The organism is Paraburkholderia sp. D1E, assembly GCF_052682275.1.
The window spans coordinates 6080143-6099010 of record NZ_JBQYMB010000001.1 but is presented as its reverse complement, the minus strand read 5'-3'; the positions used below and the strand labels follow the sequence as shown (position 1 = coordinate 6099010).

Sequence of the window (18868 nt, the reverse complement as noted above, 5' to 3'; positions counted from 1 at the left end):
GCCTCACTGGGTAGCGCGCCGCATTGGCGGCGCTACGTTTCGAGCGTCACTTCGTGAACGCCCGCTGATGGACGCCAATCGTGCTGCTGTTCGACGGTCGAGTTCTCGGCTAAACGACCGATCCGCACCGGCGCTTCGAGGATCGCGCTCGCCGCCGCGTCTATATAGTCGTCAGGTTGCTCCTTGATCAGGGGGTTGAAATCCTTCATCTGGTCCCACGTCGGGCCGTCGAGTACGTTCACGTGCGCCCACAGCACGCCGGACTTGAGCGGTCCTTCCAGACCCGCGAGAATCTTCTCGTTCTTTTTCAGGGTCGCCGTGCGCTCGATCACGCCGCATTGCAGTCGCCGCTGCCTGATCGCCTTGCGCAGCAACTGCGGCACGAAACTGCCGACGCCGTTGGTTTCGACGTACATCTGCGGGATGTGATATTTCTCGATCAGGTCGCAAACCTGCAACACTTGGCCGCCGGTAATCTGCGCGTTGGCGCCGTCAGAGAATTCCGCGAACTCCCCTGTCATCCCTTCCGCGACGTGCCAGTAATAGTTGCCGGCCGCATCGTCCAGAATCAGCGCCACAGCCGGCACGTCGCCGCCCACCTTACCGGTCGCACAATCCCAATAAGCTCGAGCGCTGACGATCCGCACGCCGCCAAGCATCATGCGCATATCGCCGCGGCTGCCGAACTGCACCACCGGCTGAACGTCGTACGCGCGCAGCTTCTCCGGATCGAGCCGCACCTCGCCGATCGGCTTCGAATGGAGCTGGTACTGGCTGTCCCATTCGTTGATCGTGCGCGTCTCGCGCCGCCGCTTCTCGAGCTCGGCAGCATCAAAGCGTGCTGGCCACGCGCAACCGGCGTAGAAATCGATCAGGCAGTCGGGCGCATGCGCGAACCAGACGCGGTTACCCTCTTCAACAAAATAATCGGTGCCCTCACGCAGCAGGCGCGCCGACTTGCCGATCCCCGAGAAAACGTACTCCGGCCGGAAAGGTATCTCGTACCGCTCGGCCTTTGCCGCTTCAAAGCGGTGCTCATGCTCGAACATCTTGATGGTCAGGCAGTCCGCGCCGAGCTTTTCGATTTCGTCGTAAAGGGAATCGTGCGTGTGCGGCGTGCCGATGTAGAGCTTGCGGCCGCCCGGCACTAGAATGTGCGTCTGCTCTCCCAGGCGGTAGCGCAGCTTCTCGCGCGCCTCGGGCGTCTGGATGTTGCGCGGCACCTCAACGTCGTCGTTCTGGCATTCGTCGGAGCGCGCGCTGGTCACGTTCGACAGAATGCCCTTGGCGTACATGCTGGCGTTGCGGTGGTCGACGGCGCCAACGATCCACCATTGCTCAACGGTGCCTTTGCCGGGCGGCAATAAGCCCTTGGTCAGCGGGTGATTGCGAATGACGTTCTGCGTGTCGCGGCTCGTTTTGTAAGCGGTGCCGTCAGATTCGGACTGGTGCAGGATGCGGAACTTCGGGTCTTCGTAATACAGCCAGGCGTTGTAAATCGCGAGTAATGTCGATTTGCCGAACCCGCGAAAGCAGCGAAACACGCCGAGGTTGCCGCGAGTTTCCAACCAGTGGGCAGCAATGACGTGAATATCCGGAACCTCCCAGCGCATCCGGTCGGCCCAAATCAGAAAGAAAGCAACAAACGATATCTTACGAGTCACCAGCTGCACGCTTCAGGAACCCCGCGCGCGAGGTGTCCTGCCGTACCTTGTCGAGCAGTTGCGATGCGCGCTTCTCCGCACCCTGAATCTGGCGGTCGAGCTCGCCATCGGTGTACGGATCGCGGCCGAGCGCCGGCTTATCGTTCGCGATCAGCTTGTTTGTTTCGTGTACCAGCATCACCGTCGCGACAGCGTTTTTCTTTTCCCAGTAGCGGTCGCCGCGTTCCTGCTTGGTGAGCTGCGCGCCCATCGTGCCCACGCCCGGCCAGTTCTCCGGATCGGCCTCGTCGAGATACACATCGACCAGCTTCTCCTGGAGCTGCTGCAGCCGTTCCAGTTGATCCTGTCGCATCACTGCCTCCCGAATGCCGAAGCCAGATTAGGCGCACGCTGCGGCGATGACGTGCCCGGCGACCAGTAATACTCATTACCGCCCTGTTTGTTCGAACGGTTGATGTTGCGCTGGGTCACGCCCGGCGAAAGATTCTCGGCGAGGTTGTCCCAGACCAGTCGGTTCATCACCGCTTTCCAGTACCACAGGTTAACGAGCGGCAGATCGGACTGCGCAGTTTTGAGCAGGTCCGCGCCAACGTGCGTGTCTTTTCCTTCGGCGGCGTCGGCCGCGTTGGTGGCCAGCGCGTGAAGCGGCTGGAATGCTGTCGACACAACCGGGCCGCCGATGAGGCTCGACAGCAACGAACCGTAATCCGAACTGGTGAGCGCCGCGTTCAGCATGTCGCCCGCGAAACCCGCGCCGCCGCCCGTCGTGAAAGCTCGCGTCCAGAACGCCGCGGTGTGCTTCAGGTCGGGGCCCGCAACCGGCTCGGGATCCTTGCCCGTCAGAAGGCTCTTCGCCTCGTTCGTGATTGCCCCAATCAGGGTCGTGCGCACGATCAGCGCGGCACCATATGCAAGCGGATTGGCAAGCGCCGGTGCGCCCTCGACGCGGTAATCGCCGGAGCGCCGCATCTCGTTGAGCCGCCCCCAATGACGGGTCACCATCGCGATAGGGAAGCTTTTGAACTGCATGAAGGTCTTCTGCAGTTCACCCTTCCACGTGCCGGCGTTGCCGGAGGTAATTACTTTCGTCGTCAGGTCCGGATTCAGCACGGCAAATTCGCCCTCTTCGCGAATCATGCCGAGGATCTTGGGCACCACGTTGGCAGCGCGCTCGTCACCGGTCTCGTAGATCGAATCAGGCGTCAGGTAGCTGCTGCTGCCGTATTTGCCGGGCGTCGCCTGGTTGACGACCGACCAGTCGTCGGCCGTGATCCCGGCGCGCGACATCGTGCGGCGATCCCATTCCGTCAGGTCTGCCCACGGCGTTTTGGAGATCTCGCCCAAGCCGCGCATCATGTTGGCCTGAAAGCCGGTGCGAAGCGCATCCGTCCAGCCAGTGATTCCGCCGAACTTCATCGTTGACGCTGACAGGTTTTTCGCCCAGTTCGTCGCCAGAAAGTCGGAGCCCCAGCGCGTCATGCCGTGCTCGAGCTGCTCGGCAATCAAACCCTGCGACGAGAGCCACGACCGAAACTCTTTCGAGCCCGGCGCCATCAGGCGCGCCGCCGTACCCAGCGAGCGGAAGAACGGCACCTTGTTGTAGTTCGCGGTCACAAACAGCGTACCGACGTCGCCGAGCGCCTGCAGCACGGTGCCCTGCAGCTTGATTGCGCCAACGGTTGTGCGCAACGTCTGGAATGTCTTGGCCAGCGCCGGGTCGACGGGCGTGTTGGTATTGCCGTTCACATAATCCCAGTACGCTCCGATCGACGTCGGGCCTTTTTCCAGAACGCGGACCGGCGTTGAGTCGTGCTCGGCGGTGCGGTCGATCTGCGCCATGATGTTGCGCGTCGGGTTCGGGCCGTAGCGCTCGACCAGCGCAATGTTCTTCGACATGCCGGTGACGTGATCATTCAGCGCGTTGAGCAGCGAGCCCTCGCCATACGTACGGTTGTAGTCCATGTGAGCGTCGGCATCCGCAAAGTGCAGGAACCGGTGCTCGGAATTCGCGTTCGCCCGCGCGCCAACGGCGCCGCGCAACGTCGTGATTTCGCGCGGCGACGTGCCGGCGATCTCGTCCCAGATTCCCGGCTTGCGCTTCGCGACGTTCCTGCCCTGAGCAGCAATGTTCGCTTCCTGCCACGGCCCGCGCGCCTCGCCGGTCAAAACCTGACGCACCTCGGCATCGCTCATCATGTCGCCCGAGTCGTTCAGGTATTTCGAGCGATCGAGCCGCGGCAGCACGTAATCCGCCCACGCATGGCGCGCCACGTCGGAACCATTACCGAGCACCCTAGACTGGTTGTGCCTGATCGGCACATAGCCGTAACCCACGTCACCGACATTGCCACCGGATGAATTGAAGCGCTTACGCATCGCTTCGTTGGTTTTGCTGATCTGCTCGGCCGCGGCCTTGGCAACGTCATTGCCCGTCGAGCCGTCGGCCTTTTTGTAGATCTCGCGAATGATGTCCCGCTCCATCGCCGGGTTGTCGACGTCGAACGCGCGCGCGAGAAAGTTCTGCCCTTCCTTCATGGCGTCGATCGCGCCCATCGTGCCTCGCATATAGTCGGCCTTGATCGCGCCAGACAGCACGTACGTTTGCTCAATGTCGGTCTTCACAACTTTTTCGCGTGCCCGCTTGTCGTGCGCCTTCTCAGGTTCGGCATACAACGCGTCTTCAATCCGGTTCTGAGTTTCGAGTTGCTTGGAAACCTGCAGAAGCTTGCGCTGCTTCGCGAGCTCAGCTTCTGCGGCCAGCTGCTTCGCGGCCCATTCCGCGCCGGCGCTGATGCGCTCGGACGGGTTCATGCCTCGCCATGCATCGATATCGCGGTTCGCGATCGAGCGCATGCCGGCGCGCACGCGGTCTTCGATATGGTCTAGCTCCGCTTTCGTGAGCGGCTTTCGACCGGCAGCCGCCGCGGCCTGTTGCACTGCATTCGCACACTTATCATGCATTTCCGGTCACCGTCCCAATAAAGCAGTTTGCCGCGACGCTGAATAGCTTCGTATCGTCGAGCGTGGCCGCGTGTTCGTTATCGATCAATTCGAGCGCGGATGCGAGCGTGCCGTTGTGTTCCACAGCATCGGGTGTCGACGGGTCAAGATGAACAGGCGTATCCGGCGCGACCTGAGCGGCATCTCGAACATTTGATTCGACCGGGCTCAGCCGTTTTTCATCGCTCGCCGTGGCGCTCTGAATTGGCCGATCGAGTCCGGCGCCAGACGCATCAGGAACAGTCCGAGCACGCGCGGCGACAGCCTCTGCGCGCCTCACTTCAACGATTTTGTTACCGGCGTGCATCCCCCGATAGCCTTCGTAACCGGGAATATCGTCGGTAGGTTTCCATAGTTCCAGCGGGTAGCGCCCGACCTGGGGCTCATCGTGGATCGGAATGCCGCGACTGGACGGTGACGCTCCCCACTTGCCTTCTTTCTCGTTCCACGTGAGAAGCGTTGCTTTACCGTCTTTGATGACAACGCGCGCGCCTTTCTCGTTTAGACCTTCAAGGCCGGCTGCAGAAAGCCGCGACGCATCGTCATCAACATAAACCGTTCTGGCGGACTGCGTTTTCACGCCGCTGTCACCTTCATGACCGACATCGGAGCGCGCTGCCTTGTTGCGAGTCGTCGTGCCGTCATCATGAACCGTGTAATCGCTGCCCTTCGCAGTCGTGTAAGCCGTCACCGGTGCGGTTTCGGCAGGCTCATTCGAAGTAACGGCCGGCTCACTACCACTAGCGGTGCCGGCGTTCGCATCGCGCGCGAACGTCTGCAGCGCATCCGCGCGCAAAGAGTTGGGCGGCAACGCATCTGCGACGCTGGGAAACTGACCGCCGTCCATCTGGCGCGCCGCCAGCTCGAACGCATCCTGATGCGCCACCATGCTCGCGATATCGGTGTCGGGCCCGAGGTGAGCATCGTCGACAAGATGCTGGCCAGTCGACAACAGCGACGCATCCACCTGTTCCGGCGTCGGCGTGAACGAAGCGTTGCTGATCTGGTGATCCGCGGCGAATTGGTCGTAACGATGCAGATATGCAATCGTCTGCGGATCCGTCGGCGCGCCGCCGGCGTGCACCGCTTCGGCTTGTTTCACGCCGCCGTTGTACTCGGTGATCGCGGCACGCACATCGCCGTCATAGCGCTGCAGCAGATCCTTCGCGTACAAAGCGCTAGCGTCGATGGAATTGACAGGGTCAGTCGGGTCGCCCTTGCCGTACGCTGCCCACGTTGGATCCGTGAACTGCATTACACCTTTGGCGCCGGCGGAACTCACCTGATTGCTATTCGACTGCTCGCCTTTATTCTTGATGAAAAGAAGCATCGCGGGCGGCACGCCGGCCGCCTGCGCGGCCTGCGTCGCGTAAGCGTCAAGCGATGGTGAGTTGAACGCCAGCGCTTTACGATCAGCGACCGACATGCTAGTCAGGGGTTCGGACGAGATCGGCACGGGCGGCGTCGGCGCAGCGCCCGCAGCAGTTGCGGCCCTGTCGGCTCGAATCTGCCCGACGGCGTGCACGGCGCCGAACGCACCGGCGACCAACGTCGACGCGGCGAGATTGGTCGGGTCAAGCGGATCGATCTGATCGGCGAGATGGTCGTAATTTGCGTTGCGCAAAATCGCCTTCTCGGCAGCACCCTGCGCAATCGTCAGGCCAGGGCCGCCGACAGCGACAAGCCCCGCGGTGCGCAACAACGTCGAACCGCCGAGCGGCATCACCGCGCCCGCGCCGCCGAGCGCGCCCTCGATCGAGCCAATCGCTGTACGGGTACCGACGTCGACGCCCTGCCGCTTCAGATCTTCCGCACGCGACAGACCCATCGAGCCGCCGCCAACGACAGCGCCGGCCAGCGGGCCGCCGAGCACGGCCGCCGGTACGATCTGCGTGAGGCCTGATACGGCGCCTTGCACGACCTGATCAATAGCCGTGGTTTTCGTCGGGTCAGGCTTCAGCGTGTCGGCAAGATCATAAAGATTGGTACCGGCTGTTGATTCGAACAGATGGCCAGAACGTGCCTTTGTGAATGCATCGCCAACCTGCGCATCCGCGCGCTGCACCGCATCCGGGTTACCAGCGAGCGAATCGGGGTCGACGTATAGCTGGGACAAACCGCTCGCCGTATCGGCGGCGGCACCGAACAGCGACGCGCCGCCCTGTCCGATGCCTCGGCCGACGGCGCGCGCGATCGACGTGATGGATGTCGACGGTGTGCTCTGTGGCGTGGGCACGTTGACCTGATTCGACCCGGCGAGGAAGCTCGACGTTGAATCGGCATAGAGGTCGTCAATTGGCATGCGGGCCTCAGAAAGGATTCGGCGTCATGTCGGCGGTGGAAACGCTGCCAACGTCCGACGTCGGCGCTGCGGCTTGCGGCTTCTGGCCAAGCATCAGATGAACAAGCACTGGCTTGCCAGTCGAATCGTTGACGAACTTGGAGCCGGCACCGATCGCATACGTGCCACGCACGCCGACACGCGTCAACTGGTAGCTGGGGAACTTCGCCATGAAGTCGGCGACCGGGATCGGCTGGCCGTTCGCATATACCGTGTCGATGGCTTTGCCTCCCACCGTGTTTTCGATGTTCGTGGCCGAAGCGGTTTTCACGCTGTTCTGAAAGTCGTTTTCGTTCCAGCCGTACGGCATTGCGACGGCGTTCGGCTTGCCCTTGTTCTGGCCAAATGCTTGCAAGCCGCCAGTCGTCGACATACCGCCAGTCGCCGCGTTGATACCGTCTTGAACATCTGTACTGTTCGGCGACGGGCGGCCGTTACGCGCCGCACTGCCGACGGCAATCAGATACGCCATATCGCGCGCGTCGGCGGCCTGCTCCGGCGGGAGCGCCTGGCCGATGGTGTTCGCGATAGTCGCCTTCATGCCTGTAGCAACGGTTTCGTCGACCTTCACGGTCTTGTCTTTCTCGGCCTGCGCGCCGGACAGAATGAACGCGCTCACCGGGTTGCCGCTGACGGTGATGAGCGGATCGCCATTTCCGCCGCCAGCGCCAGCTTTCAGCGCCAGCGCAGCCGCCGGATTCTTTTCCTTCCACTGCTGGGCGAGATCACCGATACGGGCGGCATCACCGAACGCCCCGCCGATGCCGTTCATCACCTGGGCCTGCGCGTCTACCGGCAAAGCGGCTACCGTCTGCAATACCTGCTGCGACTCGTCGGGCGTCAACAACGACACCTTGCGGCCGGCGGCCTGATCGACAACGCCAGCCGACTGCGATCGCTGCTGCAGTGAGGTGAGAAGATTCGGGACTGAACTTTCATCGATCGGCGGAATGCTCTGGATGGCGCCGCGATCGAGAGCAGCATTCCATGGGTCTTTTTTGTATGCCTCGACGCTGGAGGTGTAGATCTGCTGGCGTTGCTTAACTGCTGCGGCGGTCGCTGGATCAGTTCCAACACCCGGCGTGTTAGCAGTTTGCTGGTCGGCTTGGATCGCCGCTTGCATCTGCGGCAATGGCAACGTCGAGAAACCGGCATTTTTGCCAGCTTGCGTGATGAGTTGTTGTGCCTCGCCCTCGAGCGACGTGCCAGCCGTCGCTGCGGTCAACTGCTTCTGATAGGCAGGGCTGAACTGCTTGCCTTGATTCATCAGGTCGAGGCCGCCGTTAAACGCAGACGTGGCCTGAGTCTCGCGTGCGCGCTGCTCCGCGTCCTGCTGGTTTCCCAGCGAAAGCTGCTGCGACACCACAGTGGCAAGCGCCTGATTGCGCTGCGTCGGGTTCATTTTGTCCGCGTAAAACCCGTCGGGCGCAGTGAGGTCGTGCTGCAGCTGGTTGAGCGCATTGAGATCGCCGTTCGATCGCGCCTGAATAACGGCGGTCGTGGCGTGCTGCGCATATTGGTTTTCGGCCCAGCTTTGCGCGGTCTTCTGTGCGGTCTCAAGTGGAACGCCGGCCGACTGAGCGGCATTGAGATAGCCGGCCTTCGTGCTGGCCACCGTCGCGTCGATGCTGCCCGGGTCGATCTCGATGTTCTTCCCAGCGGTGTCCAGCATCGTATTGGCGTTGGCGCCAATCAGCTGCTGGCTGTTCTTCGTGATTGCAGCCTGCGCGCTGAGCGCCACGGTGCTATTAAGAGCGCCCGACTGGATTGTCGCAACGCGCTTGTAATGCGTGTCGGGCAACGCGCCGATGGTGCTGTCGAACGACTGCTGTTTCGCATTGTCGATCTGCGACTGATACTCCGTCTGGTCAATCTCGCCGCTTTGCAGCCGCTGGCCAGATCGTTGGAGTGCCAGTTTCATATCCATATCATGCTGCTGAAACGCCGTTGCGGCGCTGGTGCGCTGCAGATCGTCGTTAAGCCTCTGTTGCTGCGCCTGCAGTTTCTGGCCGGCATCCTCCATCGTCGTGCCCAACTGCTGCTCGGCGGCCGCCGACAGCCCGCCAAAGTCGGCGGTGGAAGTCTGAACCTGCTGCGGAGGCGTCGACGTGACGTCGCCCTGATTGCCCAGTGGAATTCGTGGCATCGCTTAACCGTAATCTGAAGGGTTGTCGAAAGAGGTGTCGGCGGCCGACGAAGAAGAAGACCCAGCGGCCGTTTTCCAACTGTTCGCTGTCGTCGCACCGCCAGCGAGTGCGCTCAAGGCGCCTTTCACCAGGCCGACCTGCCCGGCTTTCAGCGCATCGGCGGCGGCCTGCTGCTCAAACCCTGCCTGCGTGCGCATGTTCGTCGCTCGACTATCCGCGTTAAGAATCGTGTTCATTGCGTCCGACTCGGCGTTCTGGGTGATCTTCGTACGAACGTCGCTCGCCGTTCCCTGACTGACGTCGACGCCCGACGCCGCCATGGCTGAATTTGCCTGTCCAACCGTGCTGCGGCCCTGCGTGCGGATCCGCTGGGCGGCCTGATAACCGGAGGCCTGCGTCTGGTCGGCCGTCGTGTAGTCCTGATTCGCCTGCGTGGTCAGTTGCGAGGCCTGCGCGTTTGCCGCCGCTTTTGTGCCCTGCGCGTTGACCACCGCGCCAGCGCCCTGCGCAACCAGTGCGAGCCATGCCATGTGTCACCCCAGATTAGAAAGAGCCGAGCCAATCCGCTTCAGGCCAAGCAAGCCGTAAAGCGCGACCGTGCGCTCCTCGTCGATGCCGCTGGTCACACCGATATTGATGTTCACGACTGGAGCTTGTGCACGCGCCCAGTTCACATAAGCCTTCATCAGCGCGAAGCCAGCGAACGTGCCGCGGTGCTCGGGCCAGACGAACACGCCGTAGTCAAACGTCAGCGGTATGTCGGAAAACCAGTCTCCGGAGAGGCCACACGCCATGCCGCCGACGATCTGCCCGACGCGCTCGTTCACGAACACGACGCCGGGCCCGTCGATCAGCGACTCAAACATCGCGCGTGCTTTGGCTTCGATGAAGCCGAACGAGCGAAAACGGCCCTCCGCGACGAGAGCACTTCCCATTCGCAGCAGTTCCGGCATGTCGTCGTGTGTTGCCTGCCTGATCATGTTCAGCCCGAGTTGACGGTGAATTGCCGGATGAACGCAAGCACGTACCACTGGTACGGCTGGTCCTGTTTGATGGAGATCTCCGACGACGTATCCCAGCCCATGTCGGAGATTTCCTTGTCGCCGGTGAACGGCTGCGGCGCCTTGTCGAGAATGCCAACGCCGAACTCACGGAACGCAATCCGCTGATCGTCGATCAGGCAATTGATGGTGTTGAGCACCCGTACGATCGCCTGCCCCGTCATCACCTTGTTGCCCTGCGACGTGCCGAGTCCGCCGCTTACCTGCGGTGAAAGCGTCAACAGTTCGCTGTCGTAGTGCAGGCCCACTTCGATCGAGTAAGCAATGCGCGGTATCGTGACCTGACCGCCAGTCACCGTGAACTGGCCGAGGTAAACGCCGTCGCCCTTCACGTCGACAGTTTTTCCCTCGAGCAGCCCGAATCCGTTCCAGACCGTCGCGCCTGGCCCATACGTGCCCAGAATGGCGGCGTCTGTCATGACGGTCTGGTCGAACACTTCAACGTATTGCGCCGTCACGCCGTTGATCGTGCGCTGAACCACCACGAAAACAACGTCGCCATCGGGGCCGGGAATCACGCACACGGACTTGTACAGCCCATCCGTCGTGTGTTGTGCGAAGCCGCACACGCCGTCGTCGAGGTCATACGTCAGGCTCACCAGCACGCCGTCGCTACGAACCATCCACACGATCGAGTTAGGCTCGGCCTGAAAAGCCATGTCGATGACGCCCGGCCCGGTGATATGTGCGGCCAGCCGGGTGAGGTTGCGCGACTTGTACGAATCCGTGGTGAAGTCGTAATTCATGCAGCGAACTTTCTTCCCGGCGCGCTGCAGATAGATGAGCTCGTTGCCGACACGCACGGGCCGGGCTTGAGCTGCTCCATAAATGGATTGGCTCCGGACATCGATATTGGTGGGCCCGACCGAGCTACCCGTTGGCGCGCTGACCGTGAATTCCTCGCCCTGCGTCAACAAGGTCAAAATCCGCGACGATGCGATGTGCACCACTTCATTGACCTGGTCAGAGTCCGCCGAATAGGCAAACGAGTCGTCGTCATCGGTGCCGGGCGTGAAATCGAAATAGAGACCAGTACCGCTGGCCCATACCATTTCCGGGAAACTGGTCGACCCTGCGGCGTACAGACGTTGCTGATACAGGCTCACGGCGCGGGGGTAGCCGTCGACCGGATTCCAGACGGCCGACTTGAGGGACCAGCTGCTCGGCGGTGCGGTAACTGTCGCGGTCAGTGCCTTGACAATCTGGGCGTACGCCTTGGATGCAGAGGCAACCTGCGTGATCAGCACCAGGCCGCCATTGATCGAAATGTAATTGCCAACGTCCGTCGCGCGCCATGCCGAGCCGGTACCGTACGGATACACCGAGCCGAACGTGCCGCCAGCGAGCAGCGACCCATTGAAGGTGAATGTGATGGACGTGACGTCCGGTACCGCGACGACGGTGTAAAGCCCATCGAGCCCGGCAGACTCAAAGCCCGACAGCGCGATCTGCTGCCCGACGATGAGGCCGTGATTTGCCTGACTCTCGAGCGTCATCGTCGTGCCGGTCAGCGACAGCGTTTCAACCGCGATCGCCGGGCCGTCGGCAACCAGAGTCACGGCGCCGTCGACCGGCACAGCATTGGACGGCGTGATCGAAACGAAGGGAGACTGGTCAAGCTTCCACGCGCTGGCCGCGTAAGCGCCAGCGGGAAACGATGAAGTGACAGTGATATCGACGTTGTTCGCATCAACGTACGTAGTCACCGCGGCGATACCGGAATCGGCAACGATATTGCGACCGACGTCGGACGGAAGAAACGCGCCTGCCGCCGTCGCAACACCAGTTGCGCCCGATGCGGTCACAGATAGAGCAAGGTCAGCGGCCGGACGGACGCCGATCTCGTCGATTGGGCCCGGATCGAACGGTGCATCACCGATCGCCCACGCGGTCTGCGCATCTCGCACGATCCGTTTCACCGGTACCGATGGATGCGCAACGAACATCGTGTCGGAACGCTGCGCAAACTCGACGTTGAAAACTTCGGCTTGCGGCCACGGCGTGGGAACCTCGATTGGCGCGCCGCCGGACTGGATCTGGCCGGTGACCGTGAAAAATCGCGCATACCCGTCGCCGACCTCGAGCACGTAAGCCTGCGACTTGTTGAATACGAACGGAATCAGCCGCGTCGTGCGATCGGGGTATTTCGTCGGCGCAACGATGCGACTGCCGGCGCGGCGCATCGCACCACCGGAAAGCTGCGGCACGGCATTGTGAACCGTCTTTGCGCCGTTCTGGTACCGGTCGAGATCGATGTGCCCGGCGAGATCGGGCGAGAGCTCGCCAGCGTTGAAGCTGGTCTGAATGAGAGTGAGCTTTGCCATGACTTACCGACCCGGCGCGCGTGAGAAGCCGTACAGACGACTCATCAGCAACGGGAAGTCGCCGAGCGTTTCGTCTTCGGAGTCCTGGCCGTTGACCGCCTTCGCCGATTTCATCAGGCCGGCGAGCTTCTGCTCCTGAGCCTGCATCATCGCCGTCGACTGCGTGATCGGATATGCAAGCACGGCCGACATGGCCGCCTCCATCACCCCGACGAGTTCGCTGTCCCACGTCGATTCGACCTGGTTATTCCACACGTACACCAGCGGCAGCGTGGCGCGATGGGCAAGAATGAGCCGACCCTCCTGCGTGTAGGTCAGCGGCACATCGCGCTCGCCAATCTGGATTGTGCGCAACCAGTCGGACGGCAACTGGAACTGGTACGGAAAATCGAAGGCAGGCTTCGTGGCGAGCGGCGCCAGCACAACGCGCTTGCGCGCGCAGTTCCACGGATGGTCGCGAAGAATCGCATCACGCACCGATGGGTACAGATTGGCGCACGCACGCGCCGCCTTGGTGGGATCATTCAGCGACGAGATCGGGTTGTCCCCGAGTCGCAAAAGTGCGTTTGAACAGACGGAAACGCTGCTGGTCATGGTTTGCCTTAGACGAAAATGCCGGGAGCGTGAGCCCCCGGCATGTACACCTCACAACTTGCCGGGATCGCGTCCGGTTAGTCGGTCACGTAGTCGACGGCCACCGCGATCAACTGACCGCCGCCCGGCGTCACGGCGCCGGCGATGGTGCCGTACACATCCACCTCGTCCTGCGTGATGTACGACAGGCCCGTAACCACCAGCGTGCCGGTCGTCACGTCCGCATTCCCGGCCGCGTTGATCGCGGTCGCAGCGGCTAGTCCGGACGCAGCGATGACCGTCTTGTCGAACGTCTTGCGCAAGCCGATCGCGAGCGTGCTCGACGCCGTGCCAGCGGCGTTGTTCAGGCGAACGCCACAGATGCGCGCCGCCTTCGGGATGCGCCCGAAATAGATCGTGTCGCCGATCGCGGCCGAGATCGAATTGATCTGGCCGAACATGAGGCGGCGAACGCCGTGGCGCTCGTTGGACTGCAGCTTGCTGCTCGGCGTCGCCGCCAGCTTCGCCATCTGGATCGAGTTAGCTTCTGCCATGATGTGATGCTCCTAAGCTTGAATGAGGTCCGAAGTGCGGCCGGCGCGAACCGGCCACCGCATCAGGATCAGAACTGGAAGTCGACCGTGACGACCTTGTTTTCCTGCGTACGCAGCGCGCCGTACGATTCGGAAATGTAGATCTGCGTCGCGTTCTTCTTGTCGCGACGCGGGCCGATATCGATCTCACGCGCGAGGCCGGTGCCGAACTGCACAGCCGTCTTCGTGTACGCAACCGTGGTCTTCACCGTGCCGACCGTCAGCAGGCCTTCGTACGGAATCCAGCTGAAGCCGAGCCACTGACCCGACAACTTGCCTTCCTGCAACATCTGGACGGCCATGAAATCAGCCGACGTCAGCGTGGTGTCGGACAGAATGTCCTCGAGCATTTCCGAGTCGTACAGCATGTAAAGCGACTCGCCGTTCTGCTCGTCGGCCTCGGCCTTGCGGAACAGCTTCTTGCAGGTGATCAGCTTCGCCTTCGTCATGCCGAGGCCGCCGTCCAGGATCTTCTGCGTGTTCGGCATTGCGATCGTGCTGTACGGCTGGCCCTCACCGGCGCGAACCAGTGTCGGGTTGATAATCGACTGGTAGATCACCACGTCTTTCTTGCGGTTCATCGCCGCAACGCCGTTCTGCGTGTACACGCCGCCCGGGTTTGCCTTCAGCTTCGGCACGTCGTACTTGTCGACGGGCGTCGCCAGTCGAAGTCGCGCATCATGCCGACGCGCGTATCGTTGGTGTTGTCCGACCATTCGGTATCGCCGAGGCGGTTCGTGACTTCGTTGGCCTGCGTAGCGGCAACGTTGTTCTCCGTGAACGACGTGCCGGTGACGCCGCCGACGTCGGTGACGGTTGCCTGCAGACGCGACTCCTTCTGCTGCGCAACCATCTGATACGTGTCCGCAAACTGCTGGACAAATGCGGCGGTAATTGAGTCGTTGACTGCCGAGTTCATGAAGAGCTCCTAAAAGGTTCGATGTTTTCTTGTCGCCTTCCAGGGTGTCCGTTACCGGGCCTGTCGTACGCCCCACGTCGGCGAACATGGGGTTCGGGCATGTCGGGTGTCCGCTTGCCAAAGCGGGCCGAATGCTGGCGATCATCGTCTTGAGGGGCGGTCGAGTTCTCGGCTAAATGAAAGCGATGGGCGAAAAAAAGCCCCGCGTGAGTGCACGGGGCAAAGACGGCTACGAGGAGACAACGGTTAAGCGATGGTCGCGGTGCCGTACTTGCGCGCGTAATAGGCGTCGACCTTGGCGCGCGTCGCAGCATGCTGCGGGTGCTTCATGTTCGTGTTGGCCTCGGACGTGAGCAACTGTTTGATCTCGTCTTCGCTCGCGAATCCAACCGGTTGGCCTTCGGCAATCGGACGATCTTCACCGAACTCCGGCCCGATCGCCGCCATCAAGCGAATGAACGTAGGGTTGTTCGCAAGTCCGGCTTTCTCAATGTCTCCATAGGACATCTTGGCTGCGCCAGCGACAACCGTGCTCGCGCGATACGCCATCTGCAGATTAGCGGCGTATGCAGCCTGGTCGGGCCACGCTGCCTTCAATGCAGTCGTCGCGGCCTCGGTGTTGAGCTGGCCTGCGCCGGCAGCGAGCGCGGGCGCCAGTTCGAAGTAGCGCGACATCACGCCGTCGAACTGCTTTTGCGACAGGCCGAGGCCATGCATGTCCGTGCGGAACTTCGAGAACATTTCGTCTTTCGACAGATCGCCAATGACATCTTTCAGCGCATCGGGAACCGCTACCTGGTATTCGTCAGCGCTCTTCGGCGCGGCGCCGCCTTCGCCAAAACGCTTCGATAGCTCGCCGTAACCGTCGGCAAGCTTGCGAGCCGAGGCCTCGACGTCGAACGTACCGTCCGGCTTATTGACGCGGTATTTCTCGGGCACCCACTCAGCAGGCGTCGCACCAGTCGATGCGGCCGCAGCGGCGCCACCGCCGGCGAGGGCTGAAGCAGCAGCGGCGCCAGATGCGCCAGACTCACCTCCGCCGGCAGCGGCACCACCGCCCCCGGCGGCGCCTGCGCCAGCAGTTGCTGCAGCCGTGCCACCATTACCGCCTCCGGCGGCTGCACCACCGCTTGCAGCGCCGCCATCACCCGCCGTATCCATGAACGCATATCTTTTCCAGAACCAATGCATCGTTATCTCCTCGCGCGTCGCGCGTCCAAATCGTTAATACGCCGTGCCGGCCGACCAAGTGCCGGCGACGTTCTCGTACAGCTTGCGCGCCACGACATCGATAGCCAGATCACCGGGCTTGCCGAGCTCAGCAGCGGGCTGACCGATGACTGACGGGATTGAAACCGTCCTGTCGAAACGCGAATCCGGAGTCGGGTTCGCAGTCCATCCGTTTCCGTCGAGGGTAGAGGTTCCAGCCATGATTCACTCCTGAGGTTGCGGGACCTGATCGCCCGGTTGATAAATCGTGTAAACGGAACCGTCGCAGATAATGGCGATGGCACCGTCGGGAAATGCAGACGCCGGCGACTGGATACCCGAAATGGGATCGATCACAGCAGGTATCGTGGTCATGGCTTCAGCACCTCCACAAGGTACGACTCCAGCACGACGGAATCGGCTGCGTTGCCCAAAGTCGCGGTGATGGTCAAGTTCTGGTTTTGGGACGTGTCGACAGCTGTCGACAATGTCGTGAGCTGCCCACCCTGCGCGGGCTGAAACCAGATCTGCGAATTCGCGGCGCCACGGTTTGCGCCAATCAACGACATCCCCTGGTTCGACGTCGTCGTGCGCACCGTCGCCTGAACAAGCGTGCCGCCAAGCCGAAGCGAAAGCGTTTTGTTGTTCGCATTGTTCGTGTTCGTCGAAAACACGGTGACACGCAGTGCGCCGTTCAAACCCAAAGCGCCCGCTGGAATCGGAATCGTCGCAAGTGTGGTTTCCGCAACAGTGCCGGTAACGCTGGTCGGGACGGCCGACTCTCCAATCGTGTACGGCGACAGATGGCCGTTCACCTGTGGCGGATCCGGCGTAATCTGATTGCACGTCCAACCGCTCGCACCAAGGGATGCTCCACCGCCAGCCATGTCAGTCCCCTTGTTCTATGGGTTGTGCGCCATTGGCGCAGTTAATCTGCTTTACGATGAACTCGACAACCTCACGCTTACCCGAACGGAAATCGGTTTCGCGCTGTGCATCGAGGCCGCCGCGAACGTACGTGTTACCGCAAAAGCGCGAAATCAGATCCTCGAGCACCAGCGCGCCGGACTTCGAAAACTCGAACGCAGCGCGGTACTCGTCGGGTGTTGCCTTCATGGGCTCGGCGCCTGGGATGTTCGCTTTCATGACTGGGCGATCATCCGGTTAGCTGCAGCGCTGCCGGCCGACTTCATCACGTCGCCCTGCACTTCCATACCGAGTTGCTGTTGTTGCTGCTGTTGTGCAGCGGCCTGCTTCTGCTGGCGACGAATCGCAACCTGATCAGCCGGGCGCACGATCGAATCCGGAACGCCCAGGCCCTTCGCCGTCTGGCGTGCTGCCTCGTCGAGATCCACGTTATCGAGCACCGACTCGTCGACCTGAGCCATCACGCTGACATCGCCCATGAATCGCTCAATCGCGGTGACTTCCTCGAGCTTCTGAGCGCGAGCGAGCGGGCTCTGGTACTGGATCGAGAAGTTGGTGCCGCCCAGCGCCGGCGGAGGCGGCGCAAATATGCCGGCGCGGTACGCAATGCCGAAGCAGCGTGCGATAAGCGGCTGCAGGTATTCGGCCTGCAGACGGCCGTAGATCGGGCCGAGCAGCTGGCGGATCAGGTCGACGCGCACATGTACTTCAGTTGCCGTCATGGCCGGGCCATCCTGCGGTTGCAACTGATCGGCCATCAGCGTCCGACGAATCGCGCCCTGCAGCTTGTCTTTCTCGGTGAACGCGACATTGAAGTTAGCGGCGGGCTGCAGCGGCTTCATGCTGTCGACCGAGTTCGCAACGATGATCTTCCGCGGCCCGACCTTGATCGTGCGTGGATTGAGCACGCCATCGTCTTCGGCGATCCACATGCCGGACACGGCCAGGTCGAGATTCGCGTACTCCATCTTGACGATATCGTTCAGCGTGCGAACGTCGGGCAATGCGTCGAGCACCGGGCCGACTGCGTATGCGCTGTTCGGGATCTTCTTCCAGCGCGCAACGATGACAGGCATTTCGTGATAGCCAGACTCACGCACGACAGACTTCGTCTTGCAGGCGTACGTGGTCGATGCGATCGGCATGTTTTTCGGCAACACCGCATTCACGACCGACACACTGCGCGGGAAAATGCACTGGCAGAAATCGACCTTCTCGTATGGCTGCGTTTTCGCAAGCTCGGCAATCGACGCCGGCAGCGTGTCGCCGCGGCGGCCAAACTCATTCACGGCCTGCTCAGCGGTGAGCTGATACGGGCGATACACCGTGTCAATCAAACCGCCTGGCTTGGACGATGCGCAAAAGACGTTCGCCATTGGCCAGTTTTCGAAGTAGAAACCACCCTTCTCACGGTCTTCATCGACGTACAGCGCAAACCAGCCGCCCATCAGATCGTCCATGCAATCCGACGACTCGGCGTCGAAGTTGGCGTTGTGGATGTTCTCCCACAGCAGCTCGCTCGATTCGTCGAGCCAGCGCATGCTTTCGTCGTCTTCGTGATTCACGCGCATCTTGAACCACAGCGAGTTCGCCGGCGTCATGCCCGAGATAATCGAAGCCTTCAGGATCCGCGTTGCATCGGTGGCCGTCGAGTCGAAGATCATCGAGACCGCACGCGCGATCTCGTTGGCGTCCATCACCGGCCCTTGCAGGCCGGAAGCGCGGATTGGATCGGTGAGAAGAAAGCAGTCGCGCCACACCTGTTCGTGTGGCGTGCGTGCGCTTTTCAATGCATCGAAGCGTTGCGCGAGCTGGGCGCCGAGATCGTTGGTCATTGGCCGAGTGTGGTTTTGCCAGATGCCAGCACGGACGATGTGCCGGTCCCGCCAGTCGTGCCGCCGGCGCCAGTCGCCAGCAGGCTGGACGCAGCACGCTTCTTCTTGTCCGCAGCAGCCTGGTCATTCGCGGCTTGAGCAGCCTGCGCATCAGCGGCAGAAGCCGCCGTCGTGCCCACGGTCGTGGTTGTGGTCGTCGGCGTCGCCGATGCGTCCTTCGTCCACAAACCGCCCGGGTCGAGGAACTTCGAAAAGCTAAAGTTGCCCATGCCTCA

Annotated in this window: 17 protein-coding genes and 1 pseudogene; all 18 read right to left on the bottom strand. The window is 61.9% G+C overall.

Annotated elements, in window-relative coordinates:
* Nucleotides 1-32: 32 nt before the first annotated feature.
* The 18 genes and pseudogenes from terL to ACUN0E_RS27435 all read right to left on the bottom strand — a co-directional run bounded on the left by terL (nucleotide 33) and on the right by ACUN0E_RS27435 (nucleotide 18862).
* Complete coding sequence (gene terL, locus ACUN0E_RS27520) at nucleotides 33-1664, bottom strand: phage terminase large subunit (protein ID WP_445568578.1); 1632 nt, start codon at nucleotides 1662-1664, stop codon at nucleotides 33-35.
* Nucleotides 1654-2016 (bottom strand): hypothetical protein, encoded by a 363-nt coding sequence (locus tag ACUN0E_RS27515; protein ID WP_445568577.1) that lies wholly within the window; start codon nucleotides 2014-2016, stop codon nucleotides 1654-1656. The genes terL and ACUN0E_RS27515 overlap by 11 nt, the downstream gene beginning before the upstream one ends.
* Nucleotides 2016-4625, bottom strand: a complete 2610-nt coding sequence (locus ACUN0E_RS27510; protein ID WP_445568576.1) for a hypothetical protein — start codon at nucleotides 4623-4625, stop codon at nucleotides 2016-2018. Before ACUN0E_RS27510 ends, ACUN0E_RS27515 begins: the two co-directional genes overlap by 1 nt.
* Nucleotides 4618-6966: a transglycosylase SLT domain-containing protein gene (locus ACUN0E_RS27505; RefSeq protein ID WP_445568575.1), complete on the bottom strand. Its 2349-nt coding sequence runs from the start codon at nucleotides 6964-6966 to the stop codon at nucleotides 4618-4620. The genes ACUN0E_RS27510 and ACUN0E_RS27505 overlap by 8 nt, the downstream gene beginning before the upstream one ends.
* A gap of 7 nt (nucleotides 6967-6973) precedes the next feature.
* Nucleotides 6974-9151, bottom strand: coding sequence for a hypothetical protein (locus ACUN0E_RS27500; RefSeq protein ID WP_445568574.1), 2178 nt, complete (start codon nucleotides 9149-9151; stop codon nucleotides 6974-6976).
* A 3-nt stretch (nucleotides 9152-9154) separates the two neighbouring features.
* Nucleotides 9155-9682, bottom strand: a complete 528-nt coding sequence (locus ACUN0E_RS27495; protein WP_445568573.1) for a hypothetical protein — start codon at nucleotides 9680-9682, stop codon at nucleotides 9155-9157.
* A gap of 3 nt (nucleotides 9683-9685) precedes the next feature.
* Nucleotides 9686-10105, bottom strand: coding sequence for a GNAT family N-acetyltransferase (locus tag ACUN0E_RS27490; RefSeq protein WP_445568572.1), 420 nt, complete (start codon nucleotides 10103-10105; stop codon nucleotides 9686-9688).
* A 29-nt stretch (nucleotides 10106-10134) separates the two neighbouring features.
* The gene (locus tag ACUN0E_RS27485; protein ID WP_445568571.1) at nucleotides 10135-12537 is read right to left on the bottom strand and encodes a hypothetical protein; all 2403 of its coding nucleotides are present in this window, start codon (nucleotides 12535-12537) and stop codon (nucleotides 10135-10137) included.
* A 3-nt stretch (nucleotides 12538-12540) separates the two neighbouring features.
* Nucleotides 12541-13131, bottom strand: a complete 591-nt coding sequence (locus tag ACUN0E_RS27480; RefSeq protein ID WP_445568570.1) for a hypothetical protein — start codon at nucleotides 13129-13131, stop codon at nucleotides 12541-12543.
* Between the two features lie 77 nt (nucleotides 13132-13208).
* The gene (locus ACUN0E_RS27475) at nucleotides 13209-13664 is read right to left on the bottom strand and encodes a hypothetical protein (RefSeq protein WP_445568569.1); all 456 of its coding nucleotides are present in this window, start codon (nucleotides 13662-13664) and stop codon (nucleotides 13209-13211) included.
* Nucleotides 13665-13732: 68 nt separating this feature from the next.
* Nucleotides 13733-14556, bottom strand: a pseudogene (locus tag ACUN0E_RS27470) (phage capsid protein).
* Nucleotides 14557-14868: 312 nt separating this feature from the next.
* The gene (locus ACUN0E_RS27465; RefSeq protein WP_445568568.1) at nucleotides 14869-15813 is read right to left on the bottom strand and encodes a hypothetical protein; all 945 of its coding nucleotides are present in this window, start codon (nucleotides 15811-15813) and stop codon (nucleotides 14869-14871) included.
* A 33-nt stretch (nucleotides 15814-15846) separates the two neighbouring features.
* Nucleotides 15847-16053, bottom strand: coding sequence for a hypothetical protein (locus ACUN0E_RS27460; protein WP_445568567.1), 207 nt, complete (start codon nucleotides 16051-16053; stop codon nucleotides 15847-15849).
* Between the two features lie 3 nt (nucleotides 16054-16056).
* On the bottom strand, nucleotides 16057-16206 hold the full coding sequence (locus ACUN0E_RS27455) for a hypothetical protein (protein WP_445568566.1): 150 nt from the start codon (nucleotides 16204-16206) through the stop codon (nucleotides 16057-16059).
* Entirely contained in the window at nucleotides 16203-16718 is a 516-nt protein-coding gene (locus tag ACUN0E_RS27450) for a hypothetical protein (protein ID WP_445568565.1), read from the bottom strand. Before ACUN0E_RS27450 ends, ACUN0E_RS27455 begins: the two co-directional genes overlap by 4 nt.
* Nucleotide 16719: 1 nt before the next feature.
* Nucleotides 16720-16977: a Bbp19 family protein gene (locus ACUN0E_RS27445; protein WP_445568564.1), complete on the bottom strand. Its 258-nt coding sequence runs from the start codon at nucleotides 16975-16977 to the stop codon at nucleotides 16720-16722.
* Complete coding sequence (locus ACUN0E_RS27440; RefSeq protein ID WP_445568563.1) at nucleotides 16974-18593, bottom strand: portal protein; 1620 nt, start codon at nucleotides 18591-18593, stop codon at nucleotides 16974-16976. The genes ACUN0E_RS27445 and ACUN0E_RS27440 overlap by 4 nt, the downstream gene beginning before the upstream one ends.
* The gene (locus ACUN0E_RS27435; RefSeq protein ID WP_445568562.1) at nucleotides 18590-18862 is read right to left on the bottom strand and encodes a hypothetical protein; all 273 of its coding nucleotides are present in this window, start codon (nucleotides 18860-18862) and stop codon (nucleotides 18590-18592) included. The genes ACUN0E_RS27440 and ACUN0E_RS27435 overlap by 4 nt, the downstream gene beginning before the upstream one ends.
* Nucleotides 18863-18868: the final 6 nt, after the last annotated feature.